This is a genomic window from Pseudomonas sp. 58(2021) (assembly GCF_017491585.1).
Taxonomy (GTDB): Bacteria; Pseudomonadota; Gammaproteobacteria; order Pseudomonadales; family Pseudomonadaceae; genus Aquipseudomonas; species Aquipseudomonas fluorescens_BT.
Genome location: NZ_JAFGYZ010000008.1, coordinates 1 through 18,690, shown reverse-complemented (window position 1 = coordinate 18,690; position 18,690 = coordinate 1). Strand labels below are relative to the sequence as shown.

The window sequence follows — 18,690 nt, the reverse complement described above, 5'->3', positions numbered from 1 at the left end:
ACTCCGGCAATGGTGGCGAGCTAAACAAGCGTAGAGGCAAAAAACACTGGAGCATCATGCAATTCGCCTTTTCCCGGGCTGATTTGCGTCAGGGTTTTACGAGGATGATTCTGCTCGAAGGTTTGAAGCTTCCGATCGCTCGACGGGTTTGCGGGTCGGGCCTAGAATGACCACTCAAATTTCTGGATACAGCGCACATGCTTCCTGAATGCCAGTTGTTCGGCACCCTGGGGTGCCATCTGTGTGAAGTCGCCGAAGCCGAGTTGATGCCATTTGTCGAGCATGGCCTGCTGGTGGAACTGGTGGACATCGCTGAGGATGAGTCCTGGTTCGAGGCCTACAGTCTGCGAATTCCGGTTCTGCGACGAACCGATACCGGCGCGGAACTGGGGTGGCCATTCAGCGCCGATCAGGTGGTGGCATTCCTGCGTTGATCCTCTTGCGCCCATTCATCGCGGCGATCATCCATCCTTGGCACTGGCCGGATTATTCGGTTACTGTATGCGCATACAGTAATTGAGTGTGGCTGGTCATGCTGTGTCCTCTCTGGGCAATGTGCAGGGCAGTCGGTACGCCAGAGGGATGAATCGTGGTCAATGTCGAACAGTTGAAAAGCAGCGTGAACCGGATGTCGGTCGACGTGGTGCGCGAGGCGGTCCACGAGTTGCGTCTGGACGGTCTGGTCACGGAAGGCAAGACGCCGTTCAACAAGCTCCATTTCAATACCTGCTTTGCCGAGATCGAGGCGTTGTTTCAGCGCGCCGGCTACCACAAGCAACTGGATGTGGTCGGCTATCAGGGATTGCTGTACGCGTTGTATGACCCGGGTCGCTGGGAGGCCGTCGATGTGCTGCGCTGGTTGAAGGAATTCACTGAAGCGGCGGCCCTCAAGTCGATCCCTGCCTGATTCCGCTAGGCCCGTCGTGTGCTGTGCTGGATAATGCCGCTCTGTTTTGAGGGTTCGAGTTTTCCGTATGTCCAGCGCACCAACATTTTCCGCCGCACAGAATCAGGCCAGCACGCTTTATCTGCCCCCCGGTGACTGGCGGACGGTGTTCGATTGTCTCTGCGATCATTTCAGTGCCATCGGGCGTGAGCAATGGCTCGACAGGATTGCCCGGGGGCGTGTACTGGACGGTCAGGGGCAACCGATAGCAGTGGACTTGCCCTACAAAGAAGGCATGCGTATCCACTATTTTCGTGAAGTCCCGGATGAAAAACCGATTCCGGTGATCGAGTCGATTCTGTATGCGGACGAGCATCTGGTCGTGGCGGACAAGCCGCACTTTCTCCCCGTGACTCCGGCGGGTGAATATGTGGAGCAGACGTTACTGCGCAGGTTGATTCGCCGTCTGGACAATCCGCATCTGGTGCCGCTGCACCGAATTGACCGGCACACCGCCGGTTTGGTGATTTTCTCGGCCAATCCCCAGAGTCGTTCGGCCTATCAGTCATTGTTCCCGACACGGCAAATCGAAAAGCGTTATGAGGCGATTGCAGCCGCGCTTCCGGGACTGGACTTTCCTTTGGTGCACAAAAGCCGGCTGGTTGATGGAGAGCCTTTTTTCCGCATGCAGGAGGTTCCGGGCGTCAGTAATACCGAGACTGCAGTGGAGGTTCGGGAACGCAACGGCGAGCTCTGGCGCTATGGCCTGTTTCCAGTGACCGGAAAAAAACATCAGTTGCGGGTGCATATGACGGCGCTGGGCGCGAGCATCTGCAATGATCCGTTCTATCCCGAGGTGCTCAAGGACGTTGAGGATGACTACTCAAAACCACTCAAGCTTCTGGCGCAGGGTTTGCGGTTCATCGATCCGGTGACGGGACAGGTACGTGAATTTGAAAGCCGGATCACTCTGGACTGGTGATCTGTAGAGCAACATTCTACCGCCCACGAAAAAGCCCGCATCATGCGGGCTTTTTCGTGTCAGGGGGCGCTTACAGCTCTTTAACGGTGCGAACCTGATCCTTGTTGATGCGAGTCTGCTTGCCGTCCAGTTGCTCGAACTCGTAGAAGCCCGAATCCTTGTCGTATTTAGGCGAGTCGACGGCCTGGATTTCGCGACCGTCATTCAAGGTGATCACCGTTGGCGAAGCGCAACCGGCGAGGGTGGCCAGGCCCAGTGCGAGCATGAAAGTGGCGAGAGTCCGTTGAGTCATGTGTTTGTCTCCGAAGGGAATTCTTTTGGTTACTGAACTTGTAGACGTATGCAAGGCGTGAGAGTTCCTTGAATGCGGTCAGTCTGACACAGTGTTATGAGAGCTTAACAGTTCCGGGGTATTGAGATTGGCCAGTCGCGGGTCGTTGTCCGGGCAGATCAGAGCCTGGGCGCCAAGGCTACGCATGAGCCGACCCGGGCTGCGTTCTCCTTCGTGCCAGGCGTCTTCGAACGCTGGCAGCAGCGCCACCGGGATGACGCAAAGCAAGGGTTCCCAGTGGTCATCATGACGCAGCATCAACGGATTTTCAGGGTGCAGGCTGGCGGTCTCGCGCATTTCCTGGAGCAAGGGGAGGTCGATTCGCGGTACATCACAAGGCAGGACCAGCAAGTGGGTGTGGCGGGCAGCGCGCAAACCTGCGCGAATACCGGCCAGCGGCCCCGGAAAGTCCTCCACGTCATCGCTCACCAGTTGATCTGCGAAAGATGCGTAACGTTCATGATTGCGGTTGCAGGAGATGATCAGGTCATCCGTCATGGGGCGTACCTTGCGCTGCAGATGAGCGATCAGCGGTTCGCCCTGCCACTCGACGAGTCCCTTGTCCTGGCCGCCCATGCGCTGGCCGCGCCCGCCGGCCAGCAAGAGGACGGAGCAGGGTGGCAATAGCGTATTCGAAGTCATGGCGACTCTCCGCAGGTTCGGCGAAAAAATGGAGCGCTGTGATATAACACCGGGCTGTTTCCCCTACAACTGGACGAGCCTATGAAAGCCAAGGCTGATGTACCTTTCGCACCGCTCAATATCGCGGTACTCACAGTCAGTGACACCCGTACGCTGGAAACCGATACCTCCGGCCAGATGTTCGTCGACCGTTTGACCGCTGCCGGCCATAACCTGGCTGAGCGGGTATTGCTCAAAGATGACCTCTACAAAATCCGTGCACAAGTCGCCCATTGGATCGCCGAAGACGTTGTGCAAGTGGTGCTGATCACTGGAGGCACCGGGTTTACCGGTCGAGACAGCACGCCGGAAGCCGTTGCATGCCTGCTCGACAAACAAGTCGATGGTTTTGGTGAGCTGTTCCGTCAGATTTCGGTGGCCGATATCGGCACTTCCACTGTGCAATCGCGGGCATTGGCGGGGCTGGCCAACGGTACGCTGGTCTGCTGCCTGCCGGGCTCGACCAATGCGGTACGCACCGGATGGGACGGCATCCTGGCCGAGCAACTGGATTCACGGCACCGCCCGTGCAATTTCGTCCCTCATCTGAAACAGGCGGCTCCCTGTGAATCCCGCGGGTAAGCCTGGCAAGACCGGCAGCCTGATGCCGGTCGAGGAAGCATTGGCGCGTCTGCTGGAAATGGCGGACGCCTCGCGGATTGTCGAATCCGAGTATCTGCCACTGGCGCAGGTCGAGGGCCGGGTGCTGGCACAGGATCTGGTTTCGACACTGGATCTGCCGCCATGGCCCAACAGTGCCATGGACGGTTATGCCCTGAACCTGGCCGACCGGACCGGTGAGACGATGCCTGTCAGTCAGAAGATTTTTGCCGGTCAGGCGCCTGAACCGCTGGAGCCGGGCACCTGTGCCCGTATCTTTACAGGGGCACCCGTTCCGCCGGGCGCCGATTGCGTCGAGATGCAGGAAAACGCCGTGATCGAGTCCGACGGACGAGTGCGGTTTATCGAGCCCATGGTGTCCGGTCAGAATATCCGTCCGCAGGGACAGGAAACCACCGTCGGCGAGTTGATCCTGTCTGCCGGAACCCGTCTCGGTCCGATCGAGCAGGGGCTGGCGGCGTCTTTGGGCTGCGCCGGCCTTGATGTGGTCCGCAAGATCCGCGTGGCAGTATTGTCCACTGGTGATGAGCTGGTCGAACCGGGAACGGCACTGGGTCCGGGGCAGATTTACAACAGCAACCGGGTGGTGCTGTGCAGCTGGCTGCAGCGATTGGGCTGTGAAGTGCTGGATGCCGGGATTCTTCCGGATGACTTGCCCACCACCCGCGCACGTCTTGGGGAGCTCAAGGAGGCCGATCTGATTCTGTCGACCGGAGGCGTATCGGTTGGGGAAGCGGATTTCCTTGGCGTTGCGCTGAGGGAAGAGGGAGAGCTGACACTCTGGAAGCTGGCAATCAAACCCGGGAAACCTTTGACTGTCGGTCACTTTCGAAGTGTTCCGGTCATCGGCCTGCCTGGTAATCCGGCATCCACCCTGGTGACCTTTGCGCTGTTGACCAAGCCCTATCTGCTGCGTCGCCAGGGTGTGCAGGATGTAGAACCTCTCAAGTTTCCAGTACCGGCTGGATTCGTCTGGCCCCAGGCCGGCAATCGGCGTGAGTTCCTGCGGGGACGCATGGAACAGGGGCACGCAACCATCTACCGAAACCAGAGTTCAGGTGTTCTGCGTAGCGCCGCCTGGGCTGATGGGTTGGTAGAAGTGCAGGAGGGGCGCACCCTGATCCAGGGAGAGATGGTGCCCTTTATTCCTCTGAGTGACCTTCTCGGCTGAACATTGAAATGCAGGCCCGGCGGGGGCCTGCATTTCTGTAAGTCATCGGCTGATCAGTGTCACGAGCTGGTCGAAGCGGCTATTGGCAACCCAGCCCAACAATCCAAGGACCACTGCTGTGGCGCCCGCAGAGTAGGCGAGACGGTGTTTGATGGCTTTGACGTCTCCTTTTACTTCGTCCATGTCACGGCGGATATATTTGAGGTGGGTTTCCAGCTCGGTGACACGAGGGTCCATGATTTTTTCTCCAGTGTTTTTGGCGCTGCTCTTGAATTCGGATTGATGGCAGGCGCGACTGCCGGAGAGGGGGGCAACCGGACTTGCTGTCATTCTTGCTTCATGACTGTGCATGGAAAATTCCGCCTGCCGCCATGAGTTTCTGCCGGCAGAAACTGCTTCTCGAATGATCTAAAGTCCGGGTGATGTTTTGACTCATTACCTGCACGTCCTTGTGTGTTATCGGGTTAAAGATTACTGCCTCAGAACCACAGTGTACGAATGGTCAGGACGGGTCAATTGAGCCGATTCCTTACATTTCGTACGAAAAAATACCGCCTTGTAGGACGAGTAAGCCGCGCCGCTGGAAATACTTGGGATTGCGGCGGCTCTTTTACGTGCTGTGAAGGTCAAGATGTCCCGAACTGATTTAATAACGGGAGTGGCCAAGATGGATGAGCGCAGGGCATTGCTGATTCTGCATGGCAAGCAGGCACTTAACGAAGCGGTTCGCGCCGCCGTTGAACACAAACGCAAGCAGGGCTGGGAATTGGCGGTACGTCTGACCTGGGAGGCCGGTGATGCCCAGCGTCTGGTGGAAGAAGCGCTGGCGGCCGGATACAGGCAGATCATCGCCGGCGGCGGTGATGGCACTTTGCGCGATATCGCCGAGGCGTTGGCGGCTCATTCACACAAGGCCAGTCTGGTGTTGTTGCCGCTGGGAACCGCCAACGATTTTTCCCACGCGGCCGGTATTCCTCTGGAGCCGGCCGAAGCGCTCGAGTTGCTCGATAGACCTCCAAGTGACATCGATCTTGGCGAAGTGGGCGGGCAGATATTCCTGAACATGGCCACCGGTGGATTTGGCAGCCAGGTCACTGCCAACACCTCGGAGGATCTGAAAAAAGTGCTGGGGGGCGCGGCCTATCTGTTTACGGGACTGTCGCGATTCAGTGAACTGCGTACCGCCTATGGCGAATTACAGGGACCGGGCTTCCACTGGAGCGGTGAAATGCTCGCGCTGGGCATCGGTAACGGTCGCCAGGCGGGGGGAGGGCATGTCTTGTGTCCGGAGGCGCTGGTGAACGATGGTCTGCTGGATATCAGTATCCTGCCGGCACCGCAGGAGTTGGTCGGGACACTGAAAAGCCTGCTCAGCGACGGTTTCGGCATCGACAACATGTTTGTGCGCGCGCGTTTGCCCTGGGTTGAAATCAAGGCCGCCGAAGGGCTCTGCATCAATCTCGATGGCGAGCCGCTGGAAGGTGACAATCTGCGGTTTGCCGCGCGCCCGGCGGCGTTGCGTATGCATTTGCCGGAGAACTCACCGCTGTTGAGCGGTACGCGGCGGGTCAGTCGTCCAGGCTGATGATCTGTTCCCGCACGGCAAACAGCACCAGTCCTGCCACGTCGTAGATCTGCAGGCGTTTCATGATTTGCGAGCGGTGGGTTTCCACGGTCTTGATGCTCAGGCCCAGGCCATTGGCGATCTCGCGTGTGGACTTGCCGCGCACGATCAGGCGCAAAATTTCCAGTTGGCGGGCCGTGAGGTTATGCGAGTCGGCGACTTCCGGTTGCAGCTTCTGGTTGCGGGTCAGCGCCTGATTGATCACCGTGTGGGCGATGGCGGGGCTCAGGTAGCGTTCGTTGTTGCGCAGCGCTTCCAGTGCATGCTCCAGTTCGGTGGCGGTGGTGTCCTTGAGCAGATAGCCATGGGCACCGGACTCCAGCGCCTGCATGATCAGGGCAGGGTCGGTATGCATCGAAAGGATCAGCACTTTGCTGTGCGGGCGGACTCGTCTGAGCCGCTGCAAGGCTTCGAGGCCGCCGGTTTCTTTCATGGAAATGTCCAGAAGGACGATATCGGGATTCAGTTGCTCGACCATTTCAAGCAACTGCGAGCCGTCATTGGCCTCGCCGATTACCGCATAGCCCGGAATATCCAGCACCAGAGCGCGCACGCCGGCTCTGATCAGCGAGTGGTCATCCACCAGAAGTAAGTTACAAGTCAACGCATAACCTTATTCGTACTGGCCCGCTCGAGTGCCCTTGGCGCCCAGGGGAATAGTGCTTCGATTTGAGTGCCTTTGTCCGGCTCGCTCGTCACGTTCAGGGTGCCGCCCAGTTGCTCGATTCTTTCGGCCATCCCGGCCATCCCTCGTTGCCCTTCACGACCGGGATCGGCAGCCGGGGCAAAACCCAGACCGTCATCGCTGATCAGCAGGCTCAGGCCTTGGTGAAGACGCTGTACACGGATCAGCAGGTTTTTGGCCTGCGCATGACGCAGGATGTTGGTCACCGCTTCCTGAGTGATTCGAAAGGCCGCGACCGCCATTTCTTCAGGAATGCCATTGAGTCGCTGCTGGCAGTCGAGACTCCAGTGAATCGAGGTATTGGCCAGGGTCTTGAGCAAGTGCGCGCGCAGGCTGGCTTCCAGGCCGAGGCTGGTCAGTTGCCGCGGGTTGAGAATGGCCGAAACGTCGCGGACTTTGTCGAGGGTTTCCTCAAGGGTGTCACAGAGTGCCGAGCACTGTTCCTGGAGATCGTCCGGCAGGCGTCGCCTGAGCCATTCGCTCTGCAGTTTGGCGGCGGTCAGCAGCTGACCGATGTCGTCATGCAGTTCGCGACTGAGACGATGACGTTCGTTTTCCTGCACTTCGAGCAAGCGGTCGGCCAGCTCCTGGGGCTGGAACTTGATCGATTTTCGCGACAGGCGATGCTGTATCCAGACGCAACCTGCGGCTGCGACATTGATCAGCAGCAAACCAATCGACACCGGTGCGGCCAAGCCATAAGTCAACAGGCTGCCGGCCGCCGCGCCAATGCAGAGCATGAGCGTGAACCGGCGTGCGTTTTCTCGGGAGGGAGGCCATGTGATGATTGACTTGAGGCTGGCGTACATAGCGGATGGAGCCAATGGATGTTCGCTGCGGGCAGACCGGTCTGAGTGACTGGCGGTCTCTGTCTGAAAATACTGTGGTTCAGGCTGTTGATTCAACAAGGTTCAGTGATCGGTAATTGACTGCCAACTTTGCTGCAGACCGGTCATTGAAGTCACTGTGCCATTAAGTGAAAGCAACTAACGGGCGGCATAATACCACTTAACATACCGTTGGTCGCGTTCACCCTATATGTCCGAAGAGTCAGGAAATACGCCATGTTGGACGCGAGTTCCATAATGGAAAAAGTTGATTTGCCGAACCCGATAATTATCCATGTAATCCGAAGTTTTCATTTTTCATACACGGGTAAACCCTGACTTCAGTGGTGGTGAGTCTGGATGTGTGAAACATGATTATTTGTTTGGAGGTGTCGCGGGCAGGCATGAGTTAATCAATTGCGACATTCGATGCTTCAAACTAACGGTGTTGCAAAGGACGCCAGGTGCTCGCGTTTAAGCTTGTCGCTCCGAGTAAGACACGAGGGACAGGGGTTTGCCTTTGAGTGGTGGCTGAAACTGGCTCTGTCCGACCTGAAAGGCGAACGCTTCGATGAGGGACGTCTGCTCGCTGTCGTCCAGGCTCAACTGGCCGGTGCTCGGGTCGATCAATTCAAGCTGCCAGGCCATCAAGGTGAAGCAGTCCTTCAGGGCATCCAGGGCCTCGGCATGCAGGTCGACATGGTCCTGTGCCTGGCTGAGCAGGCCATGCAGGTGCAGAGAGAATTCGGAGACCGCCTCCAGCGCCAGGGCATCGGCCTTGTTCGCCAGCTTGAGGAGGGTGCTGAGCATGCAGTCAATGGCGTCCCTGTCATTGCTGATCAGTTGCAAGTGACTCAGGCACTCTTCGGACTTGGCCAGGAGCATTTCAGCCTCGACGAGAAATTCGGGGAACCGCTGTGCCCACTCTTTACGGTCGTTCGGCATGCTTATCTCCACAACGTCATGTCTGATGAGCGAATGTCGTGTGTGTCGACGATCATGAACCGTCGTGAGATCGCGCCCTGCAGTGCCGAGGAGGCTGGTGCCGGGGGTTTCGAGAGGAGAGGGTTCCACTGACCTGCGATCGCACACAAAAGCCTGACTCCGTTCATGCAATGAGAATGGCGTCACATTAATGGCTATTGGATATTGCGAACATCAGGTTGGGCCTGATTGTTCCTAGGGGAATCCCTTAGGCACGGGAACCTGCCGCGCAAACCGTGGTCGCGCCGCAGAGAATGTAGCAGATGAAGTCACGGGGCCAGTAAAGCATGATGTTAATGTGACATCAATGCTTCCTCATGGCATTTTGTAGGTGATTTGTATGGGGATCAAGATCGGCTGGAGTCAGCCGATAACCCTCTTTAATGAATTCACCAGTACAAGCCCCAGGAGTCATTTGATGGCCGGCATTCTCGATACGGTAGACCAACGCACGCAACTGGTGGGTGAGAATCGCCTGGAAATTCTCATGTTTCGACTGGCCGGGCGCCAATTGTTCGCGATCAACGTGTTCAAGGTCCAGGAAGTCCTGCAACTGCCCAAGCTGACCCTGATGCCCCAGCGTCATCCGTTTGTCTGCGGTGTGGTCAACCTGCGCGGTCAGACCCTGCCGGTGATCGACCTGTCGCAGGCCATCGGCATGCGTCCTCTGGTGCCGGGCCCCAACAGCACGATCATCGTCACCGAGTACAACCGCTCGGTGCAGGCGTTCCTCGTCGGTGGCGTGGATCGCATCGTCAACATGAACTGGGAAGCCATCCTGCCGCCACCGACCAGTGCCGGCCGACAGCACTACCTGACCGCCATCAGCAAGGTCGACGATCAACTGGTGGAAATCATCGACGTCGAGAAAGTCCTCGCTGAAATCGTTCCCTATAACGCCAAGGTGTCCCGCGACAAGCTCGAAGACCCGGTTCTGGAGCGGGCTCGCGGTCGTGAGGTGCTGTTGGTGGACGACTCCAATGTGGCCCTGTCGCAACTGCGCGACACCCTCGGCCAGTTGGGCGTGAAAATGCACATTGCCAGTGACGGTCTGAAAGCCCTGAACATGCTCAAGGCGTGGGCGGATACAGGGGTCAACATGACTGACAAGCTGTTGATGATCTTCACCGACGCGGAAATGCCGGAAATGGACGGCTATCGCCTGACCACCGAAATCCGCAACGACCCGCGTCTGCGTGGCCTGTATGTGGTGCTGCATACCTCGCTGTCCGGCAGCTTCAACGATTCGATGGTGAAGAAGGTCGGTTGCGACAACTTCCTCTCCAAGTTCCAGCCGGACAAACTGGTCGATGTGGTGCGCCAGCGTCTGATGCTCGACGAAGTACCGGCCTGATCAACTTGTCGAGGCTGATCCGGCGTCAGACTTTGATTCGGCGACAAAGCTCATATAGGGTGGCGTTTTTCACCCACCAGGGAGCTGGCCATGCTGCGTCTGAGCGCGCTTTATCGTTACCCGTTGAAATCCGCCAAGGGCGAGGTCCTGCAAGGGATTGGCCTGGATAAACTGGGGCTTGAGGGCGACCGACGCTGGATGCTGGTAGATGAGGCCAGCGGGCGGTTCCTGACTCAGCGTGCCGAAGCGAAGATGAGCCAATTGTCGGCGCTGTGGAATGCCGACGGTGGCCTGAACCTCGAGGCGCCGGGGCATTCGGCGATTGATATCGCGCTGCCTGGCAACGAAGCCGAACTGCGCGGCGTGACCATCTGGCGCGACACCCTGCGTGTGCCGGATGCCGGCGAAGAAGCAGCCCGTTGGGTCAGCGAGTTCATTGGCAAACCGACCCGGCTGGTGCAAGTGCCGCTGGACCGCGCCCGGACGACTCAGGCCGGATATGGCAACGATGACGACCAGGTGGCCTTCGCCGACGGTTTCCCGCTGCTGCTGATTGGCGAGGCATCGCTGCAGCATTTGTCGCAGGAAGTCGGACGTCCGCTGGAAATGCTGCGGTTCCGGCCGAATCTGGTGATCGAGGGCAGCGAGGCGTACGCCGAGGATGGCTGGAAGCGCATTCGCATCGGTGATGTCGAGTTCCGCGTTGTCAAGTCGTGTTCACGCTGCATTCTCACCACCATCGACCCGCAGACAGGCGAGCGCAGCGCCGATCGCGAGCCACTGGCGACGCTGCAGAAGACCCGCGCCCAGGCCGACGGTGCAATGTTCGGTCAAAACCTGGTCAATGACAGCAATGGCCGACTCGAAGTCGGCATGCCTGTGGAAATCCTCGAGTAATCTGCCCCGAAACGAAAAATGCCCGTGTCCTTGGACACGGGCATTTTTCATGGCCGAAGAAAACCGGGATCTCAGCCGCGGTATTCGCACAGGTAAGCGGTGTCGACGGCCACTTTCAGCTGGAACTTGCTGTTGGCTGGCACGTTGAACTGGCTGCCGGCGGCGAAAGTTTCCCAGTCGCTGCTGTCCGGCAGTTTGACGGTCAGTGCACCCGAAACCACGTGCATGATTTCACGCTGACTGGTGCCGAATTCGTATTCGCCCGGGGCCATGACGCCGATGGTCGCAGGGCCTTCAGCAGTGCCGAAAGCGATCGACTTGACGGTGCCGTCGAAGTACTCGTTGACTTTAAACATGGGCGATTCCTCTCGAAAAGGGCTTAAAAGGGTCAAAAAGGTCGGCCAGTATGCACAAGGCTCATGGCGCCGTCACCTGCGCTAGAGCGGCAGCACCAGCGGTAATAATCGTGCGGTATTGCGCGCATCTTCCAGCGCCCGGTGCTGCTGACCGGTGAACTGCATACCCGCCAGTTGCAGCGCGCCATTGAGGCCCAGCGGCCGTTCGAGGCGTCGGGCCTTGGCAAAACGCTGTTTGAGGTTCATGTGCGGCACACGGTTCAGCGCACTGTCGAGTTGCAGGCGCTGCCATTCCTGAAGCAATTGCCTGCGGTCGTAGTCGCCCCAACTGGCCCAGCCTTCAAGACGAGTCTGGTGCTGACCGAGCCAGCGCTCGAACGCCGGCCAGACTTCGGTCAGCGGTTGCGCGGCGTCGATATTGGCCTGGGTGATGTGGGTGAGTTCGCGACAGAACGGCGTCAGCAGGGGCCGACGCACCGGTTTGACGAAGCGCTGAAAGTGGTCCTGCTCGCGACCGGCGCGATCCACCAGGGTGGCGCCGATCTCGATGATTTCCATTTCCGTAACCGGCCAGCCACCCTCATCGGTGGTGGCTTCCAGATCAATGACCAGCCAATGGGGCATCGCAGGGTTCCTGATTTCCGCGTCCTGATAGTCAGAGCGTAGTCAAACCTTGCGGATGCGTTTGACCACTCACTCGACCTGCAACAGAACCTGACGATTTTTGACCTGATCGCCGACCTTGACCTGCACCCGCTTGAGCACGCCGTCGATGCCGGCCTTGAGCGGGTGCTCCATTTTCATCGCCTCCAGCACCACCAGCAACTGACCTTTGCTGACCGGGCTGCCTTCGCTGACAAGCACGTCGATGATTGCGCCATCCATCGGAGCTTTCAAGGTGCCGGAGCTGACGCTGGTCTGACTGTCGATCACCGCATGAGTTCGATCCACCAGGCGCAGGCTGCCGGGGCGGGTGAACAGCCAGAGCTGGTCGTCGTGCAGGCGATAGGCGTGGCGCTGGCGCAGGCCTTCGATTTCCAGGGATATCGAGCGTTCGCTGTATTCGATGAGCTTCAGTTCGAAGGCTCGTTCAGCCACTTGAACCCGAACGATGCCATCCGGGGCGACGAGCAATTGCACACTCCACGCCTGATCGTCGAGACCCAGCCGATAGTGCAATGGCGCCCCGGCATTGTTGCGCCAACCGGCCAAGGGGGAACGATGCGCCCCGGCGCAGGATTGATAAAACAGCAACGCTGCAACCGCGAGTTCTTCGGCACTCGGTTTATGGGGATGCAGACAAGGATGGTCGGCGAAATGCTGCGGGATAAACCCGGTGCCGAATTCGCCGCTGATGAACTGCGGATGCTGCAACAGACTGGCCAGCAGTCGCTGATTGCTCTGCACACCCAGCAACACGCTGTCCTGTACCGCGCGCAGCAATTTGCGCCGGGCTTCTTCGCGGGTTGCGCCGTGGGCGATCAGTTTGCCGAGCAACGGGTCGTAGAACGGTGAGATCGACTGCCCTTCGATCAGGCCGTGATCAATCCGCGCACCGCGATCCAGTGCCGGCGCCCAGACTTCGACACGCCCGGTCTGCGGCAGAAAATCCTGGGCCGGATCTTCGGCATAGAGGCGCACTTCCATGGCATGGCCATCGAGCTTCACCTGCGCTTGGGTCAGCGGCAGCGGCTGGCCTTCGGCGACCGACAGTTGCCAAACCACCAGATCCAGCCCGGTAATCAATTCAGTCACCGGGTGCTCGACCTGCAACCGGGTGTTCATCTCCAGAAAGTAGAACCGGCCATCGGCATCAAGCAAAAACTCCACGGTGCCGGCGCCGACATAGTTCACCGCACGCCCGGCCTTGAGCGCCGCTTCGCCCATCGCCTGACGCAGTTTTTCGGTCATCACCGGACAAGGCGCTTCTTCGATCACTTTCTGGTGGCGGCGCTGAATCGAACAGTCGCGCTCGCCGAGGTAGATCAGGTTGCCGTGGTGGTCGCCGAACAACTGCACCTCGACGTGACGCGGTTCGATCAGCGCCTGTTCGAGAATCAGTTCGTCGCTGCCGAAGCCGTTCAAGGCTTCCGAGCGGGCCGTGCGCAACTGCGCCGGCAGTTCCTCGGCGCTGTGCACCAGACGCATGCCGCGCCCGCCACCGCCGGCGCTGGCCTTGATCATCAACGGGTAACCGATGCGTTCGGCTTCGCGGGTCAGCGTTGCGTCATCCTGCTCGGCGCCCTGATAGCCGGCGATGCACGGCACACCGGCGGCGAGCATGGCGATTTTCGACTGGCGTTTGCTGCCCATCAGTTCGATGGCTTCGACGCTGGGGCCGATGAACGTCAGGCCGGCCTGTTCGCAGGCACGGGCGAATTCGGCGTTTTCCGAGAGGAAGCCATAACCGGGATGGATCGCGTCGGCACCGCTGCGCCGGGCGGCGTCGAGGATGGCCGGGATGTTCAGGTAGGACTGCTGCACGGACGCCGGGCCGATGTTCACCGCCTCATCCGCCATTTGGACATGCAGCGCATTGGCGTCGGCGTCGCTGAACACCGCAACCGTGCGATAGCCCAGAGCCTGGGCGGTGCGCTGGATGCGGCAGGCGATTTCACCGCGGTTGGCGATCAGGATTTTGTGGATGACGGGCATGGTGGTTTTTCCTGAATGTTGGCGGTGGATTGAAGGGCCTCATCGCGGGCAAGCCCGCTCCCACAGAGTCAGGTGCTCCATCCGGGTTTGCGCTTTTGCACGAACGCCATCGTGCCTTCTATGCCTTCGGCACCGGTCACCGCTTCGCTGAACCACTGCGCCGCTTCATCCAGCAATTCGTTCGATGGCTGGCCGGCGCTGGCCAGCAAGAGTTTCTTGGTGGTGGCATTCGCTTCGGGAGCACAGCACAGGACATGCTGCAACACCTCGTCCAGCCGCTCGGCCAACGCCTGTGGATCCTCTTCGACAAAATGCACCAGCCCCAGACGCCGTGCCTGATGACCGTCGAATCGTGCAGCGGTCAGCGCCAGGCGCCGGGCTTCGGTGAGGCCGATGCGTTGCACTACAAACGGCGCGATCTGTGCCGGCAACAGACCGAGACTGGTTTCCGGCAGGCCGAATTGCGCCTGATGATCGGCCATCGCGATATCGCTCACGCACGCCAGTCCGAAACCGCCCCCGAGCACCGCGCCCTGCAGCACGGTGATCAACACTTGTGGCGCGTGCTGGGCTTCTTCCAGCATCGACCCGAAGGCACGGTTCAACTCGCGATAGGCATCGCTGCCCTGAGCGCGGGCGTTGGCCATGTCCTTGATGTCGCCACCGGCACAGAAATGCCCGCCGGCGCCGCTGAGCACCAACGCGCGCACGCTGCGGTCATCGCGCACGGCGGCGAAAATCGATCGCAGCTCGGCGACCATCTGCAGGCTCATGGCGTTGCGGTTTTCCGGGCGATTGAGGGTGACGTGCAGCACGCCGTTATGGGGTTCCAGCAACAGCGTCTGGCAAGCGGGCAGGGTGGTCATTTCTTTTTCCCCGGCAGGATGCCCATCAGTTTGCAGATGATCCCGAGCATGATTTCGTCGGCGCCCCCGCCAATCGATACCAGCCGCACGTCGCGGTAGGCGCGGGCCACCGGGTTGTCCCACATGAAGCCCATGCCGCCCCAGTATTGCAGGCAACTGTCGCTGACTTCGCGGCCGAGGCGCCCGGCCTTGAGTTTGGCCATCGAGGCCAGTCGGGTGACATCCTGGCCTTTCACGTATTGCTCGGTGGCCTGATAGACCAGCGCTCGCAGGCATTCGATTTCGGTCTGCAATTCGGCGAGGCGGAAGTGGATCACCTGATTGTCGATCAGCGCGTTGCCGAAGGTCTTGCGTTCCTTGCAGTACTCGATGGTGCTGTCGATGCAATATTCCAGTCCCTTGATCATGTTGGCCGCGCCGAACAGGCGTTCTTCCTGGAATTGCAGCATTTGCATCATGAACCCGGCGCCTTCATGGCCGATGCGATTGCGCTGGGGCACGCGCACGTTGTCGAAAAACACCTGGGCGGTTTCCGAGCTGCGCATGCCGAGCTTGTCGAGGTGCGAACTGAGGCTGATGCCCGGTGTGTTCATCGGCACCATGATCAGCGATTTGTTGACGTGCGGTTTGTCGTCCGAGGTGTTGGCCAGCAGACAGATGAAGTCGGCGCTCGGCGAGTTGGTGATCCACATCTTGCTGCCGTTGATCACATAGTCGTCGCCGTCCTTGCGTGCGGTGGTCTTGAGCCCGGCGACATCTGAACCAGCACCGACTTCCGACACGCCGATGCAACCGACCTGTTCACCGGTGATCGCCGGGCGCAGGAATTCCTCGCGCAACTCATCGGAACCGAAGCGGGCGAGGGCGGGAGTGCACATGTCGGTCTGCACGCCGATCGACATCGGAATGCCGCCGCAATGGATGGTGCCGAACTCTTCGGCCGCGACGATCGAATAGCTGTAATCCAGGCCCATGCCGCCGAATTTCTCCGGCTTGGAAATCCCCAACAGGCCGAGGTCGCCGGCCTTGCGGAAAATCTCGTGGATCGGAAAACGTCCGGCCTTTTCCCATTCATCGACGTGGGGGTTGATCTCGTGCTCGACGAACTGGCGGACGGTACGGCGCAGGGCTTCGTGTTCCGGGGTGAAGATCATTTTATTGTTCTCCTTGAGTCCGTGGCGATCAGAACCGGCTGACGCCGAAGCTGTTGGGTTGCAACGTGCGGATGCCGGCTTCGTGGCAGATGTCCAGCAAGTAACCGAGCAGGGTGCGGGTGTCGCGTGGATCGATCAGACCGTCGTCCCACAGGTTGGCGCTGCCATAGAGGGCGGTGGACTGGCTGTCGAGTTTCTGTGCGGTGACCTGCTCCAGCATGTCGAGCATTTTCGGGTCGGGCGCCAGGCCGTCCTTCAACTGCTTGGCTTCGGTGACGATACGCAACACCTTGCCGGCCTGGGCGCCACCCATCACGGCGGTACGGCTGTTGGGCCAGGCGAAAATGAAGCGCGGATCAAGCCCGCGTCCGCACATTGCGTAGTTGCCCGCGCCATAGGAGCCGCCGACCACAATGGTCAGTTTCGGCACCCGCGCATTGGCCACGGCCTGGATCAGTTTCGAGCCGTGCTTGATCACGCCGTGCTGTTCCGATTCGGTGCCGACCATGAACCCGGTGGTGTTATGGAAAAACAGCAGCGGCGTCTGGCTCTGGTCGCACAGCTGAAGGAACTGCGCGGCCTTGCTCGCGCCGTTGGGCGTGATCGGGCCGTTGTTGCCGATGAAACCGCAGGCGCGGCCCTGAATTTTCAGGTGGCCGCAAACGGTCTGTTGATCGAACTCGCCCTTGAACTCCAGGAAGCGCGATTCGTCGGCGATCCGTGCAATGATTTCGCGCACGTCGTAAGGTTTTTTCGGGTCGTCCGGGATCAGGCCGAGCAGCTCGTCGATGGGGTACAACGGTTCCTTGAATTGCGGCTCAGGCAGCCATGGTATTTGCTCGTTCCAGTTCAGCAGACTGACGATTTCCCGCACCTGACGCACGCCGTCGGCATCGTTTTCGGCCAGGTATTCGGCGGTGCCGGCGACTTGCGCGTGCATCTCGGCGCCGCCCAGTTCTTCGTCCGTGGCAACTTCACCGGTCGCTGCTTTTAGCAATGGGGGACCTGCGAGAAACAGCTTGGCCTTGCCGCGCACCACCACCACGTAATCCGACAGCCCCGGCTGATAGGCACCGCCAGCGGTGGCCGAGCCGTGCACCACGGTGATCTGCGGCAAACCCATGGCGGACATGCGCGCCTGATTGGCAAAACTGCGCGCACCTTCGACGAAAATCTCCGCCGCATAATTGAGGTTGGCGCCGCCGCTTTCGGCGAGGGTGATGACCGGCAGTTTGTTTTCCTGGGCGATCTGTTGCAGGCGCAGGGATTTTTTCAGGCCCGACGGGGAAATCGTCCCGCCCTTGATTGCGCTGTTGTTCGCCACGATCAAGGCGCGCACGCCGGACACGTAACCAATGCCGGCGATCAAGCCGCCACCGGCCGAGCTGCCGTCCTTGTCGTCGTGGAGTTTGTAGCCGGCCAGGCTCGCCAGTTCGAGGAATGGCGCGCCCGGGTCGAGCAACAGATTCAGACGCTCACGGGGCAGCAATTGTCCGCGTTTGTCGAATTTGGGCTTGGCTTCGGCAGCCTTGTTCAGCAGGTTCTGTTCCAGCTGCTGGACTTGCTCGATGGCGGCGAGCATCGCTGCGCGGTTGCGGGCGAAGGCTTCGCTGTGCGGATCGAGCTGGGATTGAATGACCGGCATGGCTTACTCCTTGTCCTTCAAGACATCCGGTATATAGGCCCGGTGAAAACCGTTGAACGATTCGCTGTGGGTCGCCTTGTGCAGCGGCCAGGCGCGACTGCCCAGGCTGGCGGCGCCGTCGATGCGCAAGGTGCTGCCGCTGACGAACGCGGCAGCCGGGCTGAGCAGAAACACGATCGCCGCGCTGACCTCCGATTCCGTGCCGATGCGCTTGAGCGGCACGTGTTCGCGCAAGGTCGGGATCACGGCCTTGAACGCGCCTTCGTAAGTGTCCATGCCGCTGGAAGCGATCCAGCCCGGTGCCACCGCATTCACCCGGACACCGGCGTAACCCCATTCGAACGCCGCCGTTTTGGTGAAGTTGTCCATGCCCGAACGGGCGGCGCCGGAGTGGCCCATGCCGGGCATGCCGCCCCACATGTCGGCGAGCATGTTGACGATGTTGCCGCCGTGTTTGCTCATCGACTGATTGAACACTTCCCGGGCCATCAGGAAACCGCCGACCAGATTGGTGCGCAGCACGGTTTCGAAGCCTTTCTGATTGATCGAGGCCAGGGGCGACGGGTACTGGCCGCCGGCATTGTTGACCAGCCCGTGGATCGGCCCGTGTTCGCGGATCAGTTCGCTGACCAGTGCCTTCACGGCTTCTTCATCGCGGATATCACACGCTTTCCAGTGCGCACGACCACCGTCCTCTGCAATTTCGGCGGCAACGGCTTGCAGCTTTTCCGGTTTGCGTCCGACCAGCACCACGGTAGCTCCGAGCGCGGCCAGTTCATGGGCGGTGCATCGCCCGATGCCGCTGCCGCCTCCGGTGACGATCACGGTCTGACCGCTGAACAGGTCAGCCCTGAAAATCGATTCATACGCCATGGTGCCAATCCTCTAGTCGAACTGTTCGGCGATGCTCTGCGGCACCGGGATCTGGATTTCCAGTAGTTGTTGGGCGAAAGCCTTGCCTTGCGGGTCGA

The 18,690-nt window shown here is 59.8% G+C and carries 21 protein-coding genes; 8 read left to right on the top strand and 13 right to left on the bottom strand.

What is annotated here, in order from left to right; genetic code table 11:
* Positions 1-197: 197 nt before the first annotated feature.
* The 3 genes from J5M72_RS11015 (at position 198) to J5M72_RS11005 (ending at position 1,868) form a co-directional block, all read left to right on the top strand.
* On the top strand, positions 198-434 hold the full coding sequence (locus J5M72_RS11015; protein WP_169431300.1) for a glutaredoxin family protein: 237 nt from the start codon (positions 198-200) through the stop codon (positions 432-434).
* A 155-nt stretch (positions 435-589) separates the two neighbouring features.
* The gene (locus J5M72_RS11010) at positions 590-907 is read left to right on the top strand and encodes a transcriptional regulator (RefSeq protein WP_085730606.1); all 318 of its coding nucleotides are present in this window, start codon (positions 590-592) and stop codon (positions 905-907) included.
* Positions 908-974: 67 nt separating this feature from the next.
* Positions 975-1,868 (top strand): pseudouridine synthase, encoded by an 894-nt coding sequence (locus tag J5M72_RS11005; protein ID WP_207865462.1) that lies wholly within the window; start codon positions 975-977, stop codon positions 1,866-1,868.
* A 70-nt stretch (positions 1,869-1,938) separates the two neighbouring features.
* Here J5M72_RS11005 and J5M72_RS11000 read toward each other — a convergent pair whose 3' ends face one another.
* Together J5M72_RS11000 and mobA are read right to left on the bottom strand one after the other, a co-directional pair.
* Entirely contained in the window at positions 1,939-2,160 is a 222-nt protein-coding gene (locus J5M72_RS11000; RefSeq protein WP_085710733.1) for a YgdI/YgdR family lipoprotein, read from the bottom strand.
* A gap of 78 nt (positions 2,161-2,238) precedes the next feature.
* Positions 2,239-2,841 carry a molybdenum cofactor guanylyltransferase MobA gene (mobA, locus tag J5M72_RS10995; protein WP_207865461.1) on the bottom strand — a complete coding sequence of 201 codons (603 nt, stop codon included), beginning with the start codon at positions 2,839-2,841 and terminating at the stop codon, positions 2,239-2,241.
* A gap of 81 nt (positions 2,842-2,922) precedes the next feature.
* On the opposite strand from mobA, the gene moaB reads away from it, so the two are divergent.
* On the top strand, positions 2,923-3,462 hold the full coding sequence (gene moaB / locus J5M72_RS10990; RefSeq protein ID WP_207865460.1) for a molybdenum cofactor biosynthesis protein B: 540 nt from the start codon (positions 2,923-2,925) through the stop codon (positions 3,460-3,462).
* Positions 3,446-4,672 (top strand): gephyrin-like molybdotransferase Glp, encoded by a 1,227-nt coding sequence (glp, locus tag J5M72_RS10985; RefSeq protein ID WP_169431296.1) that lies wholly within the window; start codon positions 3,446-3,448, stop codon positions 4,670-4,672. Before moaB ends, glp begins: the two co-directional genes overlap by 17 nt.
* 42 nt (positions 4,673-4,714) lie before the next feature.
* Here glp and J5M72_RS10980 read toward each other — a convergent pair whose 3' ends face one another.
* A complete protein-coding gene (locus J5M72_RS10980; protein WP_169431295.1) occupies positions 4,715-5,023 on the bottom strand; it encodes a hypothetical protein in 309 nt (102 codons plus the stop codon).
* Between the two features lie 316 nt (positions 5,024-5,339).
* Here J5M72_RS10980 and yegS point away from each other — a divergent pair, with 316 nt between their 5' ends.
* The gene (gene yegS, locus J5M72_RS10975) at positions 5,340-6,257 is read left to right on the top strand and encodes a lipid kinase YegS (RefSeq protein ID WP_207865459.1); all 918 of its coding nucleotides are present in this window, start codon (positions 5,340-5,342) and stop codon (positions 6,255-6,257) included.
* Here yegS and J5M72_RS10970 read toward each other — a convergent pair.
* From J5M72_RS10970 to J5M72_RS10960, 3 genes are all read right to left on the bottom strand, one after another.
* The gene (locus tag J5M72_RS10970; protein ID WP_096821098.1) at positions 6,241-6,900 is read right to left on the bottom strand and encodes a response regulator transcription factor; all 660 of its coding nucleotides are present in this window, start codon (positions 6,898-6,900) and stop codon (positions 6,241-6,243) included. The two genes, yegS and J5M72_RS10970, sit on opposite strands and share 17 nt — an antisense overlap.
* Positions 6,897-7,790: a sensor histidine kinase gene (locus J5M72_RS10965; RefSeq protein WP_207865564.1), complete on the bottom strand. Its 894-nt coding sequence runs from the start codon at positions 7,788-7,790 to the stop codon at positions 6,897-6,899. The genes J5M72_RS10970 and J5M72_RS10965 overlap by 4 nt, the downstream gene beginning before the upstream one ends.
* A 492-nt stretch (positions 7,791-8,282) precedes the next feature.
* Positions 8,283-8,753 (bottom strand): hypothetical protein, encoded by a 471-nt coding sequence (locus tag J5M72_RS10960; RefSeq protein WP_207865458.1) that lies wholly within the window; start codon positions 8,751-8,753, stop codon positions 8,283-8,285.
* 457 nt (positions 8,754-9,210) lie between these two features.
* Here J5M72_RS10960 and J5M72_RS10955 point away from each other — a divergent pair, with 457 nt between their 5' ends.
* Both J5M72_RS10955 and J5M72_RS10950 read left to right on the top strand, forming a co-directional pair.
* Positions 9,211-10,146 (top strand): chemotaxis protein CheV, encoded by a 936-nt coding sequence (locus J5M72_RS10955; protein ID WP_085710725.1) that lies wholly within the window; start codon positions 9,211-9,213, stop codon positions 10,144-10,146.
* Between the two features lie 90 nt (positions 10,147-10,236).
* Positions 10,237-11,043 carry an MOSC domain-containing protein gene (locus J5M72_RS10950; RefSeq protein ID WP_169431292.1) on the top strand — a complete coding sequence of 269 codons (807 nt, stop codon included), beginning with the start codon at positions 10,237-10,239 and terminating at the stop codon, positions 11,041-11,043.
* Between the two features lie 71 nt (positions 11,044-11,114).
* Here the strand turns inward: J5M72_RS10950 and J5M72_RS10945 are convergent, their stop codons facing one another.
* The 7 genes from J5M72_RS10945 to J5M72_RS10915 form a co-directional block, all read right to left on the bottom strand.
* On the bottom strand, positions 11,115-11,399 hold the full coding sequence (locus tag J5M72_RS10945; protein WP_007940055.1) for a pyrimidine/purine nucleoside phosphorylase: 285 nt from the start codon (positions 11,397-11,399) through the stop codon (positions 11,115-11,117).
* A gap of 81 nt (positions 11,400-11,480) precedes the next feature.
* A complete protein-coding gene (locus tag J5M72_RS10940; protein ID WP_169431291.1) occupies positions 11,481-12,023 on the bottom strand; it encodes an exonuclease domain-containing protein in 543 nt (180 codons plus the stop codon).
* 69 nt (positions 12,024-12,092) lie between these two features.
* Positions 12,093-14,054: an acetyl/propionyl/methylcrotonyl-CoA carboxylase subunit alpha gene (locus J5M72_RS10935; protein WP_207865457.1), complete on the bottom strand. Its 1,962-nt coding sequence runs from the start codon at positions 14,052-14,054 to the stop codon at positions 12,093-12,095.
* Positions 14,055-14,122: 68 nt separating this feature from the next.
* Entirely contained in the window at positions 14,123-14,920 is a 798-nt protein-coding gene (locus J5M72_RS10930) for an enoyl-CoA hydratase-related protein (RefSeq protein WP_207865456.1), read from the bottom strand.
* Positions 14,917-16,074 carry a citronellyl-CoA dehydrogenase gene (gene atuD, locus J5M72_RS10925; RefSeq protein ID WP_207865455.1) on the bottom strand — a complete coding sequence of 386 codons (1,158 nt, stop codon included), beginning with the start codon at positions 16,072-16,074 and terminating at the stop codon, positions 14,917-14,919. The genes J5M72_RS10930 and atuD overlap by 4 nt, the downstream gene beginning before the upstream one ends.
* A 28-nt stretch (positions 16,075-16,102) precedes the next feature.
* Positions 16,103-17,719, bottom strand: a complete 1,617-nt coding sequence (atuC, locus tag J5M72_RS10920) for a geranyl-CoA carboxylase subunit beta (RefSeq protein WP_207865454.1) — start codon at positions 17,717-17,719, stop codon at positions 16,103-16,105.
* 3 nt (positions 17,720-17,722) lie between these two features.
* Positions 17,723-18,592, bottom strand: coding sequence for an SDR family oxidoreductase (locus J5M72_RS10915; RefSeq protein WP_207865453.1), 870 nt, complete (start codon positions 18,590-18,592; stop codon positions 17,723-17,725).
* Positions 18,593-18,690: the final 98 nt, after the last annotated feature.

What these genes read in the sequence shown, in the direction of transcription:
- J5M72_RS11015 (WP_169431300.1), top strand. Translation starts at nt 198, where the DNA reads ATGCTTCCTGAATGCCAGTTGTTCGGCACCCTGGGGTGCCATCTGTGT.
- J5M72_RS11005 (WP_207865462.1), top strand. Translation starts at nt 975, where the DNA reads ATGTCCAGCGCACCAACATTTTCCGCCGCACAGAATCAGGCCAGCACG.
- J5M72_RS11000 (WP_085710733.1), bottom strand. Translation starts at nt 2,160, where the DNA reads ATGACTCAACGGACTCTCGCCACTTTCATGCTCGCACTGGGCCTGGCC.
- mobA (WP_207865461.1), bottom strand. Translation starts at nt 2,841, where the DNA reads ATGACTTCGAATACGCTATTGCCACCCTGCTCCGTCCTCTTGCTGGCC.
- moaB (WP_207865460.1), top strand. Translation starts at nt 2,923, where the DNA reads ATGAAAGCCAAGGCTGATGTACCTTTCGCACCGCTCAATATCGCGGTA.
- J5M72_RS10980 (WP_169431295.1), bottom strand. Translation starts at nt 5,023, where the DNA reads ATGCACAGTCATGAAGCAAGAATGACAGCAAGTCCGGTTGCCCCCCTC.
- yegS (WP_207865459.1), top strand. Translation starts at nt 5,340, where the DNA reads ATGGATGAGCGCAGGGCATTGCTGATTCTGCATGGCAAGCAGGCACTT.
- J5M72_RS10965 (WP_207865564.1), bottom strand. Translation starts at nt 7,790, where the DNA reads ATGTACGCCAGCCTCAAGTCAATCATCACATGGCCTCCCTCCCGAGAA.
- J5M72_RS10960 (WP_207865458.1), bottom strand. Translation starts at nt 8,753, where the DNA reads ATGCCGAACGACCGTAAAGAGTGGGCACAGCGGTTCCCCGAATTTCTC.
- J5M72_RS10955 (WP_085710725.1), top strand. Translation starts at nt 9,211, where the DNA reads ATGGCCGGCATTCTCGATACGGTAGACCAACGCACGCAACTGGTGGGT.
- J5M72_RS10950 (WP_169431292.1), top strand. Translation starts at nt 10,237, where the DNA reads ATGCTGCGTCTGAGCGCGCTTTATCGTTACCCGTTGAAATCCGCCAAG.
- J5M72_RS10945 (WP_007940055.1), bottom strand. Translation starts at nt 11,399, where the DNA reads ATGTTTAAAGTCAACGAGTACTTCGACGGCACCGTCAAGTCGATCGCT.
- J5M72_RS10940 (WP_169431291.1), bottom strand. Translation starts at nt 12,023, where the DNA reads ATGCCCCATTGGCTGGTCATTGATCTGGAAGCCACCACCGATGAGGGT.
- J5M72_RS10935 (WP_207865457.1), bottom strand. Translation starts at nt 14,054, where the DNA reads ATGCCCGTCATCCACAAAATCCTGATCGCCAACCGCGGTGAAATCGCC.
- J5M72_RS10930 (WP_207865456.1), bottom strand. Translation starts at nt 14,920, where the DNA reads ATGACCACCCTGCCCGCTTGCCAGACGCTGTTGCTGGAACCCCATAAC.
- atuD (WP_207865455.1), bottom strand. Translation starts at nt 16,074, where the DNA reads ATGATCTTCACCCCGGAACACGAAGCCCTGCGCCGTACCGTCCGCCAG.
- atuC (WP_207865454.1), bottom strand. Translation starts at nt 17,719, where the DNA reads ATGCCGGTCATTCAATCCCAGCTCGATCCGCACAGCGAAGCCTTCGCC.
- J5M72_RS10915 (WP_207865453.1), bottom strand. Translation starts at nt 18,592, where the DNA reads ATGGCGTATGAATCGATTTTCAGGGCTGACCTGTTCAGCGGTCAGACC.